Annotated in this window: 18 protein-coding genes; 7 read left to right on the forward strand and 11 right to left on the reverse strand. The window is 59.1% G+C overall.

The annotated features are described in order from the left end of the window. Positions 1 to 96: 96 nt before the first annotated feature. The 5 genes from DXB98_RS08935 to DXB98_RS08955 form a co-directional block, all read right to left on the reverse strand. Positions 97 to 849, reverse strand: coding sequence for an amino acid ABC transporter ATP-binding protein (locus tag DXB98_RS08935; protein ID WP_117629740.1), 753 nt, complete (start codon positions 847 to 849; stop codon positions 97 to 99). A 12-nt stretch (positions 850 to 861) separates the two neighbouring features. Next, complete coding sequence (locus DXB98_RS08940; protein WP_117743866.1) at positions 862 to 2172, reverse strand: ABC transporter permease subunit; 1311 nt, start codon at positions 2170 to 2172, stop codon at positions 862 to 864. Positions 2173 to 2339: 167 nt separating this feature from the next. Further along, positions 2340 to 3200 carry an ABC transporter substrate-binding protein gene (locus DXB98_RS08945; protein ID WP_117743867.1) on the reverse strand — a complete coding sequence of 287 codons (861 nt, stop codon included), beginning with the start codon at positions 3198 to 3200 and terminating at the stop codon, positions 2340 to 2342. A gap of 143 nt (positions 3201 to 3343) precedes the next feature. Further along, positions 3344 to 4213 (reverse strand): deoxyribonuclease IV, encoded by an 870-nt coding sequence (locus DXB98_RS08950; RefSeq protein ID WP_117735309.1) that lies wholly within the window; start codon positions 4211 to 4213, stop codon positions 3344 to 3346. Positions 4214 to 4308: 95 nt separating this feature from the next. Next, the gene (locus DXB98_RS08955) at positions 4309 to 5517 is read right to left on the reverse strand and encodes an aldo/keto reductase (protein ID WP_255413334.1); all 1209 of its coding nucleotides are present in this window, start codon (positions 5515 to 5517) and stop codon (positions 4309 to 4311) included. A gap of 145 nt (positions 5518 to 5662) precedes the next feature. On the opposite strand from DXB98_RS08955, the gene DXB98_RS08960 reads away from it, so the two are divergent. Together DXB98_RS08960 and DXB98_RS08965 are read left to right on the forward strand one after the other, a co-directional pair. After that, positions 5663 to 5857, forward strand: a complete 195-nt coding sequence (locus tag DXB98_RS08960) for a hypothetical protein (protein ID WP_117735311.1) — start codon at positions 5663 to 5665, stop codon at positions 5855 to 5857. A 125-nt stretch (positions 5858 to 5982) separates the two neighbouring features. Continuing rightward, positions 5983 to 6897: a ketopantoate reductase family protein gene (locus tag DXB98_RS08965; protein ID WP_233505148.1), complete on the forward strand. Its 915-nt coding sequence runs from the start codon at positions 5983 to 5985 to the stop codon at positions 6895 to 6897. 108 nt (positions 6898 to 7005) lie between these two features. On the opposite strand, the gene DXB98_RS08970 is transcribed toward DXB98_RS08965, so the two are convergent. The 3 genes from DXB98_RS08970 to DXB98_RS08980 all read right to left on the reverse strand — a co-directional run bounded on the left by DXB98_RS08970 (position 7006) and on the right by DXB98_RS08980 (position 9799). Next, a complete protein-coding gene (locus DXB98_RS08970; RefSeq protein ID WP_117735313.1) occupies positions 7006 to 7212 on the reverse strand; it encodes a hypothetical protein in 207 nt (68 codons plus the stop codon). A gap of 187 nt (positions 7213 to 7399) precedes the next feature. Beyond that, positions 7400 to 8176, reverse strand: coding sequence for a hypothetical protein (locus DXB98_RS08975; RefSeq protein WP_117743870.1), 777 nt, complete (start codon positions 8174 to 8176; stop codon positions 7400 to 7402). A 312-nt stretch (positions 8177 to 8488) separates the two neighbouring features. Then, positions 8489 to 9799, reverse strand: a complete 1311-nt coding sequence (locus tag DXB98_RS08980; protein WP_117743871.1) for an O-acetylhomoserine aminocarboxypropyltransferase/cysteine synthase family protein — start codon at positions 9797 to 9799, stop codon at positions 8489 to 8491. A 277-nt stretch (positions 9800 to 10076) separates the two neighbouring features. On the opposite strand from DXB98_RS08980, the gene DXB98_RS08985 reads away from it, so the two are divergent. From DXB98_RS08985 to DXB98_RS09005, 5 genes are all read left to right on the forward strand, one after another. Beyond that, positions 10077 to 11015 carry a LysR family transcriptional regulator gene (locus tag DXB98_RS08985; RefSeq protein ID WP_117743872.1) on the forward strand — a complete coding sequence of 313 codons (939 nt, stop codon included), beginning with the start codon at positions 10077 to 10079 and terminating at the stop codon, positions 11013 to 11015. Positions 11016 to 11078: 63 nt separating this feature from the next. After that, entirely contained in the window at positions 11079 to 11564 is a 486-nt protein-coding gene (gene rnhA / locus DXB98_RS08990; RefSeq protein ID WP_117743873.1) for a ribonuclease HI, read from the forward strand. A 75-nt stretch (positions 11565 to 11639) separates the two neighbouring features. After that, positions 11640 to 12746 carry a Gfo/Idh/MocA family protein gene (locus tag DXB98_RS08995; protein ID WP_117743874.1) on the forward strand — a complete coding sequence of 369 codons (1107 nt, stop codon included), beginning with the start codon at positions 11640 to 11642 and terminating at the stop codon, positions 12744 to 12746. Positions 12747 to 12748: 2 nt separating this feature from the next. Next, entirely contained in the window at positions 12749 to 13150 is a 402-nt protein-coding gene (locus tag DXB98_RS09000) for an acylphosphatase (protein WP_117743875.1), read from the forward strand. A gap of 61 nt (positions 13151 to 13211) precedes the next feature. Further along, positions 13212 to 13592, forward strand: a complete 381-nt coding sequence (locus tag DXB98_RS09005; RefSeq protein ID WP_117799023.1) for a Fur family transcriptional regulator — start codon at positions 13212 to 13214, stop codon at positions 13590 to 13592. Between the two features lie 75 nt (positions 13593 to 13667). Here DXB98_RS09005 and DXB98_RS09010 read toward each other — a convergent pair whose 3' ends face one another. The 3 genes from DXB98_RS09010 to DXB98_RS09020 form a co-directional block, all read right to left on the reverse strand. Continuing rightward, a complete protein-coding gene (locus tag DXB98_RS09010; RefSeq protein WP_158550237.1) occupies positions 13668 to 14465 on the reverse strand; it encodes an HAD-IIB family hydrolase in 798 nt (265 codons plus the stop codon). An 83-nt stretch (positions 14466 to 14548) separates the two neighbouring features. Next, positions 14549 to 15127 (reverse strand): urease accessory protein UreE, encoded by a 579-nt coding sequence (locus tag DXB98_RS09015; RefSeq protein ID WP_117743876.1) that lies wholly within the window; start codon positions 15125 to 15127, stop codon positions 14549 to 14551. 3 nt (positions 15128 to 15130) lie between these two features. Next, positions 15131 to 15559 carry a peptidylprolyl isomerase gene (locus tag DXB98_RS09020; RefSeq protein WP_117735322.1) on the reverse strand — a complete coding sequence of 143 codons (429 nt, stop codon included), beginning with the start codon at positions 15557 to 15559 and terminating at the stop codon, positions 15131 to 15133. Between the last annotated feature and the right edge of the window lie 109 nt (positions 15560 to 15668).

Genomic DNA, 15668 nt, shown 5'->3' on the forward strand with positions numbered 1-15668 from the left:
GGCCGCTGCGCGGCCAGCAGACTAAAGTCTTGAACAAAAACGGGGGCCGGATACTATCCGGTCCCCGTTTGTGATATCGACAACTTCGACGCGCCGCTACGAGATATTGCCCAAAAACGCCTTGGTACGCTCGCTCTTGGGATGGTCGAAGACCTCACTCGGCGTGCCCTCTTCCACGATAACGCCGCCGTCCATAAAGACGACGCGATCGGCAACGTCGCGGGCAAAGCCCATCTCGTGCGTCACGACGATCATGGTCATGCCGTCGCGGGCCAGGTCGCGCATAACGCCCAATACGTCGCGGACAAGCTCGGGGTCGAGTGCCGACGTCGCCTCGTCAAAGAGCATCACGTGCGGGTTCATCGACAGGGCGCGGGCGATCGCCACGCGCTGCTGCTGGCCGCCCGAAAGCTGGCTCGGCATAAAGTCGATGCGCTCGGCAAGACCGACCTTGGTCAACTCTTCGATGGCGATCTTCTCGGCCTCTTCCTTACTGCGCTTGAGCACCTTTTGCTGCGCAAGCATGACGTTCTTTTTGACCGACAGGTGCGGGAACAGATTGAACTGCTGAAACACCATGCCCAAGTGCGTGCGTACCTTATTGAGGTCGACGCCCTTGGCACACACATCCACGCCCTCAACGACAATCGAGCCGCTCGTGGGATGCTCCAGGCGATTGATGCAGCGAAGCATCGTCGACTTACCCGAGCCCGAGGGGCCCAGGACCACGACGACCTCACCCTTGTGCACATCCAGATCGATGTCGCGCAGGACCACGTTATCGCCAAAGGCCTTCTGGAGATTCTTGATGCTGACGACGACCTCGTTCGAGTTATTGGTTTCGCTCATGATAGGACCTCCTTACAGACCGGCGATGTGATCGGCGGGCGTCGCGACGACCTGTCCGGCGCTCTTGGCGGGACGCTTCTTCTTGACTTCAGCCGTACCCAAAAGCCTCGCCTCAAGACCGCTCACCAAGCGGGCAAGCGGCAGGGTGATGACCAGATAGAACAGGGCGGCAACCACATACGGCGTAATGGATCCCGTCGTAGCCACGATGGTGCGGGCGTTCATGACGATCTCGACCACGCCCACGGCGGCAAGCAGCGACGTATCCTTGTAAAGCAGGATAAACTCGCTGGTCAGCGTAGGCAGGACATTGCGGAACGTCTGCGGAATCATAACGTAGAGCAACGTCTGGAAGGCATTCATGCCCAGCGAGCGAGCAGCCTCGTTTTGACCCTTGGGGATCGACTGAATACCGGCACGGAAGATCTCGCACAGGTACGCAGACGAGTTCATGGCCATGACGATGACGCCCAGGGCATAATCATCTACCTTGACGCCGGCCAGCGGCAGGCCAAAGAACGCGATATAGATCTGCAGGAACGCCGGCGTACCGCGGATGATATTCACGTAGATGCCGGCAAGGCAACGCAGGATGCGCGACTTGGAGATGCGCATGAGCGACAGGGCGAAGCCAAAGGGAATTGCCAACGGAAACGCCACAAGCACGATCGAGAGCGACATGAGGAAGCCCTTAAAGACGATCGGCAGGCTCTGGACCAAAATGACCGGGTTCAGGAACAGGCGCAGGAACATATTGGAGTTCCAAGCCTCGACCCACGGCTGCTCTTTAAGGTCGGCCAGGAAGTTATCGAAAGCCGTCACACTCTTGATCTCCACCGAGGACATCTTGGAAATCTTCTTGGTTGAGCCGTCGGCCAGGGTATAGGTTCCGCTAAAGGCCTCGTCGCCGCCCTCGACGGGGAAGGTCACGCCGTAAACCTCGACACGGAAAAAGCCGCCGGCAGGCGCCGTCTCGCCAAAGTCGATCTTGAGCGTCTGGCCATCCGCCTTGCACGTGGGCTTCATGGGGGTACGGTCCATAAGGTCCTCGCCCGAAAGCATCGTCAGGCGCGTATCGTCGGCACTAAACGTCGTGCCATCGACAAACGTCAGCGAAAGACCGCTCAGCTCCTCGTCGGCATCGGCCTGGACTTCCCAGGTAATGCGCGTCTCGGTGCCGCCGACCACATCGCTGCCCGAGCCGGTGTTGGGTCGGGCAGTGATCTTTGCGGTCTCAAGCGCCTGGGCGGTCGAGGGTGCATATGTCCCCGCACACACCAGCGCGAGCGCCACGGCCATGGCGCAGGCTAGCTTTTGGAGCAAGGCGGACCGTGGAGAACGCTGCTCCGCGGTCCCTTTGTTCAATCGAGACAAGGTGGCTCCTATCGTAGAAGTTGCCTGCAAAACAAGACGGAAACGCTCTCCGTCGAGAGAAGCGCAAAGGCCCTCTCCGCAAAACGGAAAGGGCCCGCACGCAATCAAGCATTAATTTACTTGATGTTGTACTTAGCCATGAGAGCGTCAACGGTACCGTCATCGGTCAGGTCCTTGATGGCCTGGTTGATGTCGTCCTTGAGCTTGGTGTTGCCCTGATTGACGGCGATGGCGTACTCCTCGCCAGTGCTGATCTGCTTGATGGTCTGGCAGGTGTTGAACTGCTCGGCGGTCAGCTGGCTGGCGACGGAGCGGTTGGTGACTACGGCATCGCCCTTATCAGACTGCAGGGCGCTGAAGCACTCGGTGGCGTCCTTGTAGGGAACAATCTTGGCCTTGGGGAAGTTCTCCTGGGCAAAGGCCTCGGCGGTCGAGCCGGACTGGACGATAATCGTAGCGTCGGCGTTATTGAGCTTCTCGCTGTAATTGTCAGCCGTGATGTCGGTGTTATCGACCTTGGTCACGATAGCCTGGTCATCCATGTAGTAGGAGTCGGAGAAAGCGACTTCCTTCTCACGCTCGGGCGTGTTGGTGATAGCCGCGATGGAGACGTCATACTTGGCGCCCGAAGCGACACCCGGAACCAGCGTGTCGAAGTCATTGTTGACATACTCGACATCCAGGCCCAGCTTGTCGGCGATAGCCTTGATGAGCTCAAGGTCAAAGCCCTGATAGTCGCCGTTGTCGTCCTTATACTCAAACGGAGCGTATTCGGCAGAGGTGCCGACGGTCAGCGTGCCGTCCTTGACGAGCGCATACTCCTTGGAGCCGTCGACCTTCTCGACCTTCACGTCGTCAGAGCCGTTGGAACCGGCATCGGAACCAGAGGTGGCGTTGGACGAGCCGCAGCCCGTCAGAGCAAGGGCGAGCGCCATGGCGCCCGTGGCTGCAAACGCGCCAAGCTTCTTGAGCTTCATAATCAGTCTCCTTCCAGTGACCCCGTTTGATTCAGAGGTCTGCAAAAACTGTTGGCTATTATGCACCCGCTTGTAGGAATCTGCAATGAGAAAACTGATTGAAACAAGCCCATAACGTGAATGAAACACCCACTTTGTGGCTGTTAATTACTGCGCAAAGACCTTAAGAGTTTTATTTCAGCCGCATAACCTGCAAGTTCGTTCGGTGTCTCCAAAATGAAAGGCAACGCACGCAGACGGTCATTCGATACAATATTCTGCATAACCTGCATACCGCCGCCAAGCTCCTCGCTACCAAGGTAGCCCTTACCGATGCACTCGTGACGATCTTTATGGGCGCCACAGGGGTTCTTCGAATCGTTGATGTGTACGGCACGCAAGCGGTCGATACCCACCACGCGGTCGAACTCGTCGAGTACGCCGTCCAGATCATGGATGATGTCGTAGCCGGCATCGCTCACATGGCAGGTGTCTAGGCAAACGCCCAACTTGACCGACAGCTCGGGGCGTTTGCCGGCAACGCCCTGGATGATGAGCGCCAGCTCCTCAAAGCTACGGCCCACCTCGGTACCCTTTCCCGCCATGGTCTCGAGCAGCACCGTCGTCTGCTGCCCCTCAAACATCACCTGACACAAGGTGTCGACGATCATCTGAATGCCGGCATCAGTCCCCTGCCCCACATGCGCGCCGGGGTGGAAGTTGTAGTAGTTGCCGGGCAGCGCTTCCAGGCGCTGCAAGTCCTCGGCCATTGCCTCCAAGGCAAACTCGCGCGCCCGCTCTTTGGCAGAACAGGGGTTATAGGTATACGGGGCGTGTGCCACGAGCGGACCAAAATCGTTTTGCTCCATAAGCTCGCGCAGGGCTGCCACGTCATCCATGTCAAGGTCTTTCGCCTTGCCGCCGCGCGGGTTGCGCGTAAAGAATGCAAAGGTATTGGCGCCAATGGACAGCGCCGTCTCCCCCATTGCCCGATAGCCCTTCGTCGTGGATAGGTGACACCCGATCGTCAGCATCCCCAGCTCCCCCTCATCAGTTGCGGTGAAATACGGTCTATTGATGCCTTATTTTGGCGCAAACAGACCGTATTCCACCGCACGTTATAAAAGGGTCATGAGGAGCGCGTTTTGCCGAAGGCCCTAAGCGCCGCCGTCACGGGGCCGGGCTGAAAACGGCGGCGTACGGCGTCCAAGCGCCCGGGGATATCGATGTGCTGCGGACAATGCCGCGCGCATTTGCCGCATTTGACGCAATTGCTCACCAACTTGGGCTCGCTTGTGCGCACCGCGCTCGCCGTAAAGTACTGCGATAGACCCGTAAACCAGCTGTGCGCATAGCTTGCGTTGTAGGCGGCAAAACATCCAGGGATATTGATGCCTTTAGGACACGGCATGCAATAGCCACATCCCGTGCAGGGCACGCGATTCGATTTTTCAAACTCCGTCAGCACGTGCGCGATGGCATCGAGCTGAGTAGCTGTCATCGAATCCGGCAGGGCCCGATCGGCCAACGCCGCGTTCTCATCCACCTGCGCGGTATCGGTCATACCCGATAGCAGCATCGTCACCTGAGGATGGTTCCACACCCACGAAAGCCCCCAGGCGGCAGGGGTGCGCAAATGCGGATCACGGACGCTCTCGAGCACAGCGCGGGCCCGCGGCGGCAGCTTGCCCGCCAGACGCCCGCCTAGCAGCGGCTCCATCACAAACACCGCGAGCCCGCGCTCCGCAGCCGCCATGAGTCCTGCCGTTCCCGCTTGGTAGCGCTCGCCGGCATAGTTGTACTGTATCTGGCAAAAATCCCAATCGTATGCGTCGAGCATCGTCAAGAAATCCGCCGCGCTGCCGTGATACGAAAAACCAATCTGGCGAATGCGCCCCGACGCCTTTTGGCGCGCGATCCAATCCTCGACGCCCAACGCCACCACACGTTCCCACTGGACGGGCGAGGTGATGTTATGCATAAGGTAATAGTCGATATGGTCGGTCCGCAGACGACGCAGCTGCTCGTCAAAGAAACGGTCGAAATCCCCGGTGCATGCACACGAAGCGTGCGGCAGCTTGGTCGCCAGCAGCACCTGGTCACGCAGCCCCAAACGCTCAAGCGAAGCGCCCACGCATGTCTCGTTGCCGGGATAGAGATATGCGGTATCCAGGTAATTAATCCCCTGCCCCACCGCACGGGAAATGATGGCGTCGGCCGCCTTCGCGTCCGGATGACCCGGTGCACCGGGAAATCTCATACAGCCCAGACCGAGAGCGGATAATCGGTTACCACTTTTGGGGTCAACGCGGTATTGCACAGACCCTCCCTTCGCCATAAGCGCCCCGGCAAGGAGAAACACAATGGTCACGCAGCCGAAACATCGTGGAATCGCAATCGAGAACGTATCGTAACGCAGCAGAAATCGAGCCGTCACGGCACCGCTTTAACATCAGCAAAAAGCCCGATGAAAGGAGCCGGGCGTGACCACGCGCGAGGACGCCTACCCTTACCCGGGCGAGCAATACATCCTTTCGGTCGACCGTTACCAAATCGAGGTCATGGATCATCTGGATGAGCTTCCCGCCACGGGTGCTGTCATCTTCTGCACCTTCCCCAAAGTGCGTGATGGCGTCGGATACCCCGCACGCGTCTTTGCGGTCTGCCCCGCGTCATAAGTTCCCGTGTTCCCATGCGTTCGTTCTTCTAAATACCGCTATCCGGCGCACACAACATACCCCGACAGCATACAATCCATCAGGCGCCCCGTACGTGGGCGCCTTTTTATGGGGAGATGATTCATATGCAGATCAACAAGGTCGCCTTCATCGGCAAGGGCGGTGTCGGCCTACTCTACGGCAGCATGATCGCCCAAGCGCTCGGCAACGACGCTGTTGAATATGTCATGGACGACGCACGCTTTGAGCGCCACGCGGGCGATGCGCTCAATATCAACGGCAAGCCCTGCGCGCTCAAGTCCGTCCGCGCGAGCGAGGCGACGCCCGTCGACCTGGTCATTCTCACTGTCAAGACAACCGGGCTCGATATGGCACTCAAAACCATGGAAAGCGTCGTGGGTCCCGACACGCTGATTGCGTCACTGTGCAACGGCGTCACGAGCGAACAAAAGATTGCCGAACGCTTTGGCTGGAAGCACACCGTCCTGGGCATCTGCCAGGGCATGGACGCCGTATTCCTCAACGGAGAGCTCACCTATGCCAATGCCGGCGAAATCCGCTTTGGCGCGGCAGCAGGCACCGAGCTCGCAACCGTCACCGCCATCGACGAGCTCTACACGCGTTGCAGTATCGCCCACACCGTCGAGCACGACATATCACATCGTATGTGGGCCAAGCTCATGCTGAACGACGGCATCAACCAAACCTGCATGGCCTACGGCGGCACCTACGGAAGCGCCACGGAGCAGGGATCCGAGCAGCTCCGCAGTTTTGTCTCCGCCATGCGCGAGACGCTTGCGGTCGCCAACGCCGAGGGCATCGAGCTCACCGAAGCGGATCTGACGCAGATGGTGCACCTCATCGAAGGGCTCGATCCCGTCGGCATGCCCTCAATGGCACAGGACCGCATCGCACGACGCAAGACCGAGGTCGAGGAGTTTGCGGGTACCATCTGTCACCTCGCGGCCAAGCATGATATCCAAGTGCCGCAAAACGAATGGCTCTATTCGCGCATCCGCGAAATCGAGGCCAGCTGGTAGCGCTCGACATACCGCAGCCAACAGACTCAACGGCAAAACCGCCGCAAGGGACATTCCACTTGCGGCGGTTTCCTGCTTCATCTATAGCTAAAACCAGCTTCACGGCTGTTAGAGTTGCGAGCCCCGCATCTCGTCCTCATCCTCACGGCAAAGGACGACGCCGGCGCTTCCCAGCGCAGCGACAGCAATCAGGGCCCCCACAACGATAGGAGCAGCTCCGCACAAGCCCTGCATGCCCGCGACAAGCGCGGCTGTAGGACCAAGACAACCCAGCGCAAGTGCAACGGCGGCAATAGCGATATCTCGAGCGTTCATGAGACCACTTCCTCCACGGGAAAGACCTTGCTTCTCATGACTTAGTGTGCCCCGCTCCCATATGCGCGGTGTACTGCCACGGTAAGCGCTCTGTTAACTCAAGCACGCACAAAAAAACGGGCGTCCTTACGTTGCCCTAAAGCTCGGTAAAGACGCCCATCCGCCAAATATCCGTGATGCAGAATAATTACCAACCGGTGTAGTAGTCGGTGGTTCCGGCAGCGCAGCCGGAGTCATAGACCTTGCAATCACCCTTGGAGCCCGTAAAGGTCGAGCCCTGGGCCATATCGCCCGCGGCAACAACGTAATAGCCGTCGGAATCGCGCCAAAAGCCCTCAGAATCCTGAGTCCATTCGCCCGTGCGATAGTGATAAAGCACGTTGCTGCTGTAATAGGTCTCACGACGCCCGTTGTAGTAATTTACACCCGCAGAGCGCGTCAGGCCCGATCCGTTCGCGTAAGACGCGGCAGACGCGTAGGACGGATTGTAACCGGCGTTGTAGTACGAAGCCTGGGCGACCTCGGCAGCCTCGGCTTCGGCCGCGGCAGCCTCGAGCGCTTCGCACTTGGCATCCTCAAGCGCAGTGCGCAGCTCATCGAGCTCGGTCGACCTGGCGTCGACCTCCCCCATCGTCAAAAGGCTACCCGCACCGTCGATGCAACCCTGCAGCACAGCGCGCTCGTCATCGGTAGCATAGTCGCCATACATATTCATAATGATCTGAGCGCGCATCTCCAAGGAATCGCGCTTGGCCTCCATCGAGGCGTTCCACTCCTGCATAGAGCCATAACCATCGCCGCGATAGTCAACGGGCTGTACCAGTGTCGTCTCGGACGGCGTAGATCCAACCGTATCGGACAGTGTTGCGGCGTGGGCATCGGTTGCGCCGGCGCCCACCAAAAGTGCCACGGTCAGAGCGGCGGAAAGGGCGGCGGCTTTCGGTTTTCGTGAATCGATCCTCATGTAGCTGGAAACCTCCGTAGTGCGTTTTTGCTGCGTTTGAGCTGTGTGTGATTCGATCGCGCTGCATAGTACCCCGAGCAAATCGCGACCTGCGGTTTTACTCAAAAGGCGCACGTCAATTGCGTAAAACTCACATCCTCTCAACAGGAGTTTTCCACAACTCGAATGCATAAAGCATGCCAAAAACCCTGTAATATCGCCTTCCCTATGCAAAAAAGGCGCCTGCGCAACCATTGCTTGCGCAGGCGCCTTGAGCAGGCATTTTATGCAGTTATACCTATCGAGTCGCAAGGGGTCCTTGCACAAGTCGCCTTACTCGTCCAGCGCGGCGAAAGCCTGCTTCAGATCCCAAATGATATCCTCGGCGTTCTCGGTACCGATGGAAAGACGGATCGTGGAGGGCGTGATGTTCTGTTCGGCGAGCTCCTCGGCAGAGAGCTGGGAGTGCGTGGTGGTAGCCGGGTGCACGACGAGCGACTTAACGTCGGCCACGTTAGCGAGCAGCGAGAACACCTGCAGATGATCGATGAACTTCCAGGCGGCCTCCTGGCCGCCCTTAATCTCAAAGGTGAAGATCGAAGCGCCGCCGTTGGGGAAGTACTTCTGATAGAGCTCGTGATCGGGGTGCTCAGGCAGGCTCGGGTGGTTTACCTTGGCGACGTGGCTGTCACCAGCCAGGAACTCAACGACCTTCTTGGTGTTCTCGACATGACGGTCAACGCGCAGCGACAGGGTCTCGGTGCCCTGGAGCAGGACCCAGGCGTTAAACGGGCTAATGCAGGCGCCCTCGTCACGCAGCAAGATGGCGCGGACATAGGTCGCGAAGGCGGCAGGGCCGGCAGCCTCGGCAAACGAAACGCCATGGTAGGAGGGGTTGGGCTCGGCAATCTGTGTATACTTGCCGCTCGCCTTCCAGTCAAAGTTGCCACCGTCGACGATCACGCCGCCCAGCGAGGTGCCGTGGCCGCCGATAAACTTGGTCGCAGAGTGAACGACGATGTTGGCGCCGTGCTCCAGCGGACGGAACAGATACGGGGTGCCGAAGGTGTTATCGACGACGACCGGAAGGCCATGCTTCTTGGCGATCTCGGAGATGGCGTCGATGTTGGGGATATCGGAGTTGGGGTTGCCGAGCGTCTCGAGGTAGATAACCGTGGTGTTGTCCTTAATGGCACCCTCGACCTCGTCCAGGTTGTGGGCGTCGACAAAGGTGGTCTCGACACCAAACTGGGAGAGCGTGTGCTCCAGCAGGTTATAGGAACCGCCGTAGATGGTCTTCTGGGCGACCACGTGGTCACCGGCCTGGGCGAGGGCCTGCAGGGCATAGGTGATGGCGGCAGCACCCGAAGCGACAGCGAGACCAGCCACGCCACCCTCGAGCGCGGCGATGCGATCCTCAAAGACGCCCTGAGTGGAGTTGGTCAGACGGCCGTAGATGTTACCGGCGTCGGCAAGACCAAAGCGGTCAGCGGCGTGCTGGGAGTTACGGAACACATAGCTCGTGGTCTGGTAGATAGGCACAGCGCGGGCGTCGGATGCGGGGTCGGCGCTCTCCTGGCCGACATGAAGCTGCAGGGTGTCGAAACCAAAGGTGTGCTCGGGGTTGTTGATGAACTGGCTCATGATGATCTCCTTGATCGAATAAAAAGTAACTAAGAGTGAGAGAAGTTAGTCGCTGCCTCCTGATCACGCCAACGGGCGCAAACAGGAGCCCGGCATTCGTCTTGGTAAGCAGTGCATATGCGGTCCCCCTTTTTGACGTCCTGGTTCCGTGGTCGTCTTAATTACCTACCGCATTTGTGTGTTTTGAATAGTACGAGCGTTGCATCGCTCGGTCAATCACTTAAAAGCGCTAACCTGTTATCGGTTTTTTAGATAGCTATCGAAAGGACGGGCGCCGATGACCCTCCAGCAGCTTCGTTTTCTTATCGCCGTGGCGGAGTCTGGCTCAATTAACGCCGCAGCCCAGCGCCTCTATACCGCGCAGTCCAATATCTCCAACGCCGTCAAAAGCCTAGAGCAGGAGCTCCATCTGGAGATCTTCACGCGCTCCAGCCGCGGCGTCACGCTCACCAACGACGGCACCGAGCTTTTGGGCTATGCGCGCCAGGTCGTAGAGCAGGCCGATATGCTCGAGGCCCGCTACGAGGACGGCGGCACACCCCAGGCGCGCCTTGCCATCTCGGCCCAGCACTACGCTTTTTCGGTCGAGGCCTTTATCAACGTCGTCGAGCGCTGCCGCGACAGCAAGTTCGAGTTCATCATGCGCGAAACCACCACGTCGCAAATCATCGACGACGTCCGCGCATTTCGCAGCGATATCGGCATTCTGTATCTGGATGACTTTAATGCCCGCGTCCTGCAGAAGACCTTTACCGACGCCCGCGCGAGCTTCCATCCCCTCTTCGATGCAACAGTCCACGTCTTCGTGAGCGAACGCCACCCACTCGCACGTCGTGCCCAGCTATCGCTTGCCGACCTCACGCCCTACACGCGCTACAGCTTTGAGCAGGGAACCTCAAATTCCTTCTATTACGCCGAGGAACCGTTTAGCTATATCCCCTGCGATCGAAACATTCGCATCTCGGACCGCGGAACGCTCACCAACCTGCTCATCACGTCGAACGGCTACACCTTGTCGACCGGCGTCCTCTCCAATGAAATGCAATGGGGCATGGCATCGATCCCGTTGGCAGACGCCCCGACGATGCATGTGGGCTATATCATGCACGACGAGCGCAAGCCCTCTCCCCTCTTGCAGCAATACCTCAACGAGCTCGGCCGCATCATCCACGAAAGCCAGCCATCTGGAGACGGGATAGATATCATAGATTGCTAGCCCTCGCCGAACGCGGCGCTACAATGGACACCCACGCGAGAAGCGCCTAACGAAAGGAACCATGTGAAGGTCATCATCCATACCGACGGCTCGGCCCGATCAAATCCGGGACGCGGCGGCTACGGCGCCGTGCTCAAATACACCAACCCCGCCGGCAAGACCTTCACCTCCGAGCTTTCACGCGGCTACGCCAAGACCACCAACAACCGCATGGAGCTCATGGCAGTCATCGTGGCACTCGAGGCGCTCAACCGCCCCTGCGACGTCGAAGTCCATTCCGATTCGCAGTACGTCGTCAACGCCTTTAACAAGCACTGGATCGACGGCTGGAAAAAACGCGGCTGGAAGACCACCAACAAGCAGCCTGTCAAGAACCGCGATCTGTGGGAGCGCCTGCTCACCGCAAAGAGCAAGCACAAAGTGGAGTTCATCTGGGTTAAGGGCCACGCCGGCCATGAGCTCAATGAGCGCTGCGACGAGCTTGCCACCACGGCGGCCGACGGCAGCAACCTCGATATCGACGCCGGCTTTATCGAGAGCGACCTGTAACGGCGTTTTCGCACGCTATTTCCTGCCCCCTCGCGCTACACTCATCCTGTAAACCGAACGGCACGAGGGGGATACATGCTGCGTATAGCGACCATCGGCACATCCATGATTACCGACGACTTTATCCAGGTCGTCAACGCCAACGACCAAGCCGCGTTTGTGGGCACGCTTTCGCGCGATGCAGATCGCGGCGCCGCCTTCACCACTAAGCACGGCGGCGAGCGTAACTTCACCGCACTTGACGAGCTTGCGTCCGCCGACGACGTCGACGCCGTCTATATTGGCAGTCCCAACGCACTTCACCACAAACAGGCGCTCGCCTGCATCGCCGGTGGCAAGCACGTCATCGTCGAAAAGCCCTTCTGCGCCACCGAGGCACAGGCGCTCGAGGTCTTCCGTGCCGCCGAGGCCGCCGGCGTCGTTGCCCTCGAGGCTATGCGCCCGCTCCACGACCCCGCCTTCCATGCCATCGAGGACGCCCTGGGCGAAATCGCGCCCATTCGCCGCGCCTCGCTGCGCTTTGGTAAGTACTCCTCGCGCTACAACGAGATTCTCGCAGGACGCGCCACCAATATCTTCGACTGCCACATGGCATCGGGTTCCCTTATGGACATCGGCGTCTATACCGTCGAGCCCATGGTCGAGATCTTCGGCATGCCCTCCGGCATCGCCAGCATGACCACGCTGCTCGACCCTGCCACGCAAAAGCTCACGCACGGGCCCATTGACGGCTGCGGCTCCATCCTTGCCAGTTACGGCGGCGGTCGCATCTCGGTTGAACTCGCGCATTCCAAGATCACGAATGACCTGCTGCCCTCGCAAATCGAAGGCGAGCGAGGCACCATCCAGATCGACCATCTGTCCACGCCCCGCAACGTACGCATCGACTATCGCGGTGACGTCGTGCGCGGATCGGCGACCGAGGCCCCACGCGAGCAGGATGACAGCGGCATTGTGCTCGACCTGCCCAAATCGAATAACACCATGGAGTACGAGCTCGCCGACTTTATCACCGCCATCAGCGGCATCGACAACGTCAACGAAGAGATTTGGGAAACGCCGGCCGGGCGCCATGAACTTGGCCACTATCGCGATGTCACGCTTGTCTCGCTGGGTATCATGGATGCCGTGCGCCAGCAGGCCGGCATCGCCTTCCCCGCAGACTCTGAGAAGCAGGCCTAGCGATGGGCTTTCTTGACAAGTTCTTCTCCGGCGTCAATCGAGAGCCTCAAAAACCGTCCGGCGTTGAGCTCGAACTGCGGCGCAGGCTTACGGTGTTGGTAAGCGACACGGCCACTCAAAACGCCCCTCAGCGCTATTTTCTTCGGTGGGAGGGCCAAGTCCAGGGCGTCGGCTTTCGCTTTACCAACACCAATCTCGCACAGGCACACGCACTCACCGGCTGGGTACGCAATATGGAAGACGGTTCGGTCGAAATGGAGGTACAAGGCGCGCCTGCGAATATCCTGTCTCACCTCGAAGCACTCCACGCCTCCTACGAGCGAATGGGCATTCGTTTTCGCCTCGAGGACGCACAAGCCCGCGCCACGCTTACCGGTGAAGATGGTTTCGACCCTCACTATTAGTATTGTGTGCTAAATACGGTATCATTTACTTACCTACCGTGACGGAAAAGAGGTGAGGCGCATGGCCGTGCAAAGAAGAAACACCAAGCAGCGGAAGCTGGTTCTTGATGCCGTGCGCCAAAGCTATAACCATCCCACCGCCGATGAGATCTACAACGCCGTGCGCGAACAGGACGACAAGATCAGCCGCGGCACGGTGTACCGCAACCTCAACCTCTTGGCCGATGCCGGGGAGATTCTCTCCATCAAGACGCCGGGCGGCAGCCGTTTCGATCGCACCATCGAGCCGCATGCGCATATCATCTGCACCTCGTGCGGCCGCGTCATCGATGTGCCGCTCCCCTTCGATGCCCAGCTCGATACCAAGGCATCCGAACAAATCGGTTGGAACGTCACCTCGCACTACACGATCTTCGAGGGCCTCTGCCCTAACTGTAGGTAGTTTTTGGGACATGCCTTAAAATCTACCTTTCCACCGATTACGGCAAAAGTAGATTTCTAGGCATGTCCCAAATATCTACTCAGCAAGCAAGCGATGCAGCTCTTCTTCGACCGTACGCACATAGCGGACGCGGTCATTGATACCGCGCATAGTGGGGTTGCAGTTCTCCATCAGGCAGGGATGACCCACCACGTTGAGCATGTCGCGGTCGTTTTCATTGTCGCCAAATGCCATCATCTCGTTGGATGAGATCCCCAGCGCACGGCCATAATCGGCAAGCGCGGACCCCTTGCCCGAATCAAAGCCGATAAAGTCCGTCCATTCGGTTCCCGACGTCATCACATCGACCCGGTCGCTAAAGCGACGCACGAAATACTCCAGCGCCGCCGGCTGCTCCGCCTCGGGCGTCTGGAAGGCAATCTTAATGACGTCTTCGTCGATGTCCTCGGGGCGGTCGACCACCGCCACATCGCAGTGGACCTCATAGCGCAAATGGTCGACGAACGCATCGTTGCCGCTCATGGTGTAGAGGTGTCCCTCACACGAAAGGGTCACGTCGGCATGGGGATACGCAACCACGGCATTCGCGATATCCATAGCAAGGCTACGCTCCATGGAACGCTTGACAACGGCACGCCCCTCGCTCATCACCAGGGCTCCGTTTTCGCATACATAGGCGAGCTCATCGGCCACCGGGGCAAACAGATAGCGCAAGCTCGCATATTGACGGCCGCTCGCCGGCATAAACACGATACCGCGACGATGCAGTTCGTCGATGAGCTCAAAGGCCTCGGAACGCGGCTCGCGCTCCCCCGGATGCAGCAACGTGCCGTCCAAATCGCATGCAATCAGCTTGATTCCTTCAAGACCCATATGCTTTCCCCCACAGCATCTCATCAACAGAAAGACGAACTTTGAATAGTTGCCTCTCAAAGTCCGTCTTACTCATACACACGTTAATCGCGCGCCTTTTTTACGATCGTAAAGTCTGGAGCCATACTCACAACGGCATCCGCCGCACTCGACGCAAAGCGCCGGCCCGCATCGAGTTCACGGGTAACCACCGAGAGCCGAACGCCTTCAATACCCCGGAGCATGCGGCCCAAAACAGGCTGCACCGGCGTATACATGCGCACGGTATGCTCGTCCGAGTCGCCTCGGAAAAGCGGCGCGTGCATATTGCCGATCTCCCAGCACGCATGCGCGAGCGCAATCGGGTCCATGCGGTCAATTTCGACCAAATAGACCTCGGCGCTACGCAGACGCACGACAACCGCCACGGGCACCGCACCCGTGCGGTCGACAGCGAGCACGTCGCCGTCGGCAAGGCGCTCAACGTCGGCGGCATCCAGCTGGACATTCACCGTGCGCCCCAGCTCCGTCATGCCCGCAAACGCGCGTGTGTCAGCCTGGTCCCAATCGAGCAGCAGCTCGTCAGTCTCAAAGACACCGCCCAGCTCCCGACGAAGCAAAAGTTCATAGGACGGGTCGTTGAGATTTCCCAAGCGCTCCGTAGCTACCAGGTCCGCGGGCATCAACTAGTCCTCGACCTCGACGAGCTCGATATCAAAGTTGAGGTCCTTGCCGGCGAGCTCGTGGTTGGCGTCGAGCGTCACGGCCTCGGGCGTTACGTCGATGACCACGGCGGGGACGGGCATACCGCTCGGCGTGGACAGGAAGAGCTTCATGCCCTTCTCGATCTGCTCGATGTCGGGAACCTGTTCGGCCGGGAAGGTCAGAACCATCTCGGGGTTGTGCTCGCCGTAGGCATCGGCAGCAGGAATGTGCACGGTCTTCTTCTCGCCCACCTGCATGTCGACAACAGCGGCGTCGAAGCCCTTGATCATCTGACCGGCGCCGCAGGTGAACTCCAGCGGCTCGCCGCGATCGTAGGAGCTATCGAACTGCGTGCCGTCGTCGAGCGTGCCGCGATAATGGGTCTTGACCTTCTTGCCCTGGTTGGACATGGTAACCTCCGTGATAAGGGCGGCGCACAACGCGGGCCGCCGTGAACATATGGCGCTAACTATACCCTAGTCATACAATTCAAAGACAGTTTGCAAAGAAACGCTGCAA

This window comes from Collinsella sp. OM07-12 (assembly GCF_003438275.1).
Taxonomy (GTDB): domain Bacteria; phylum Actinomycetota; class Coriobacteriia; order Coriobacteriales; family Coriobacteriaceae; genus Collinsella.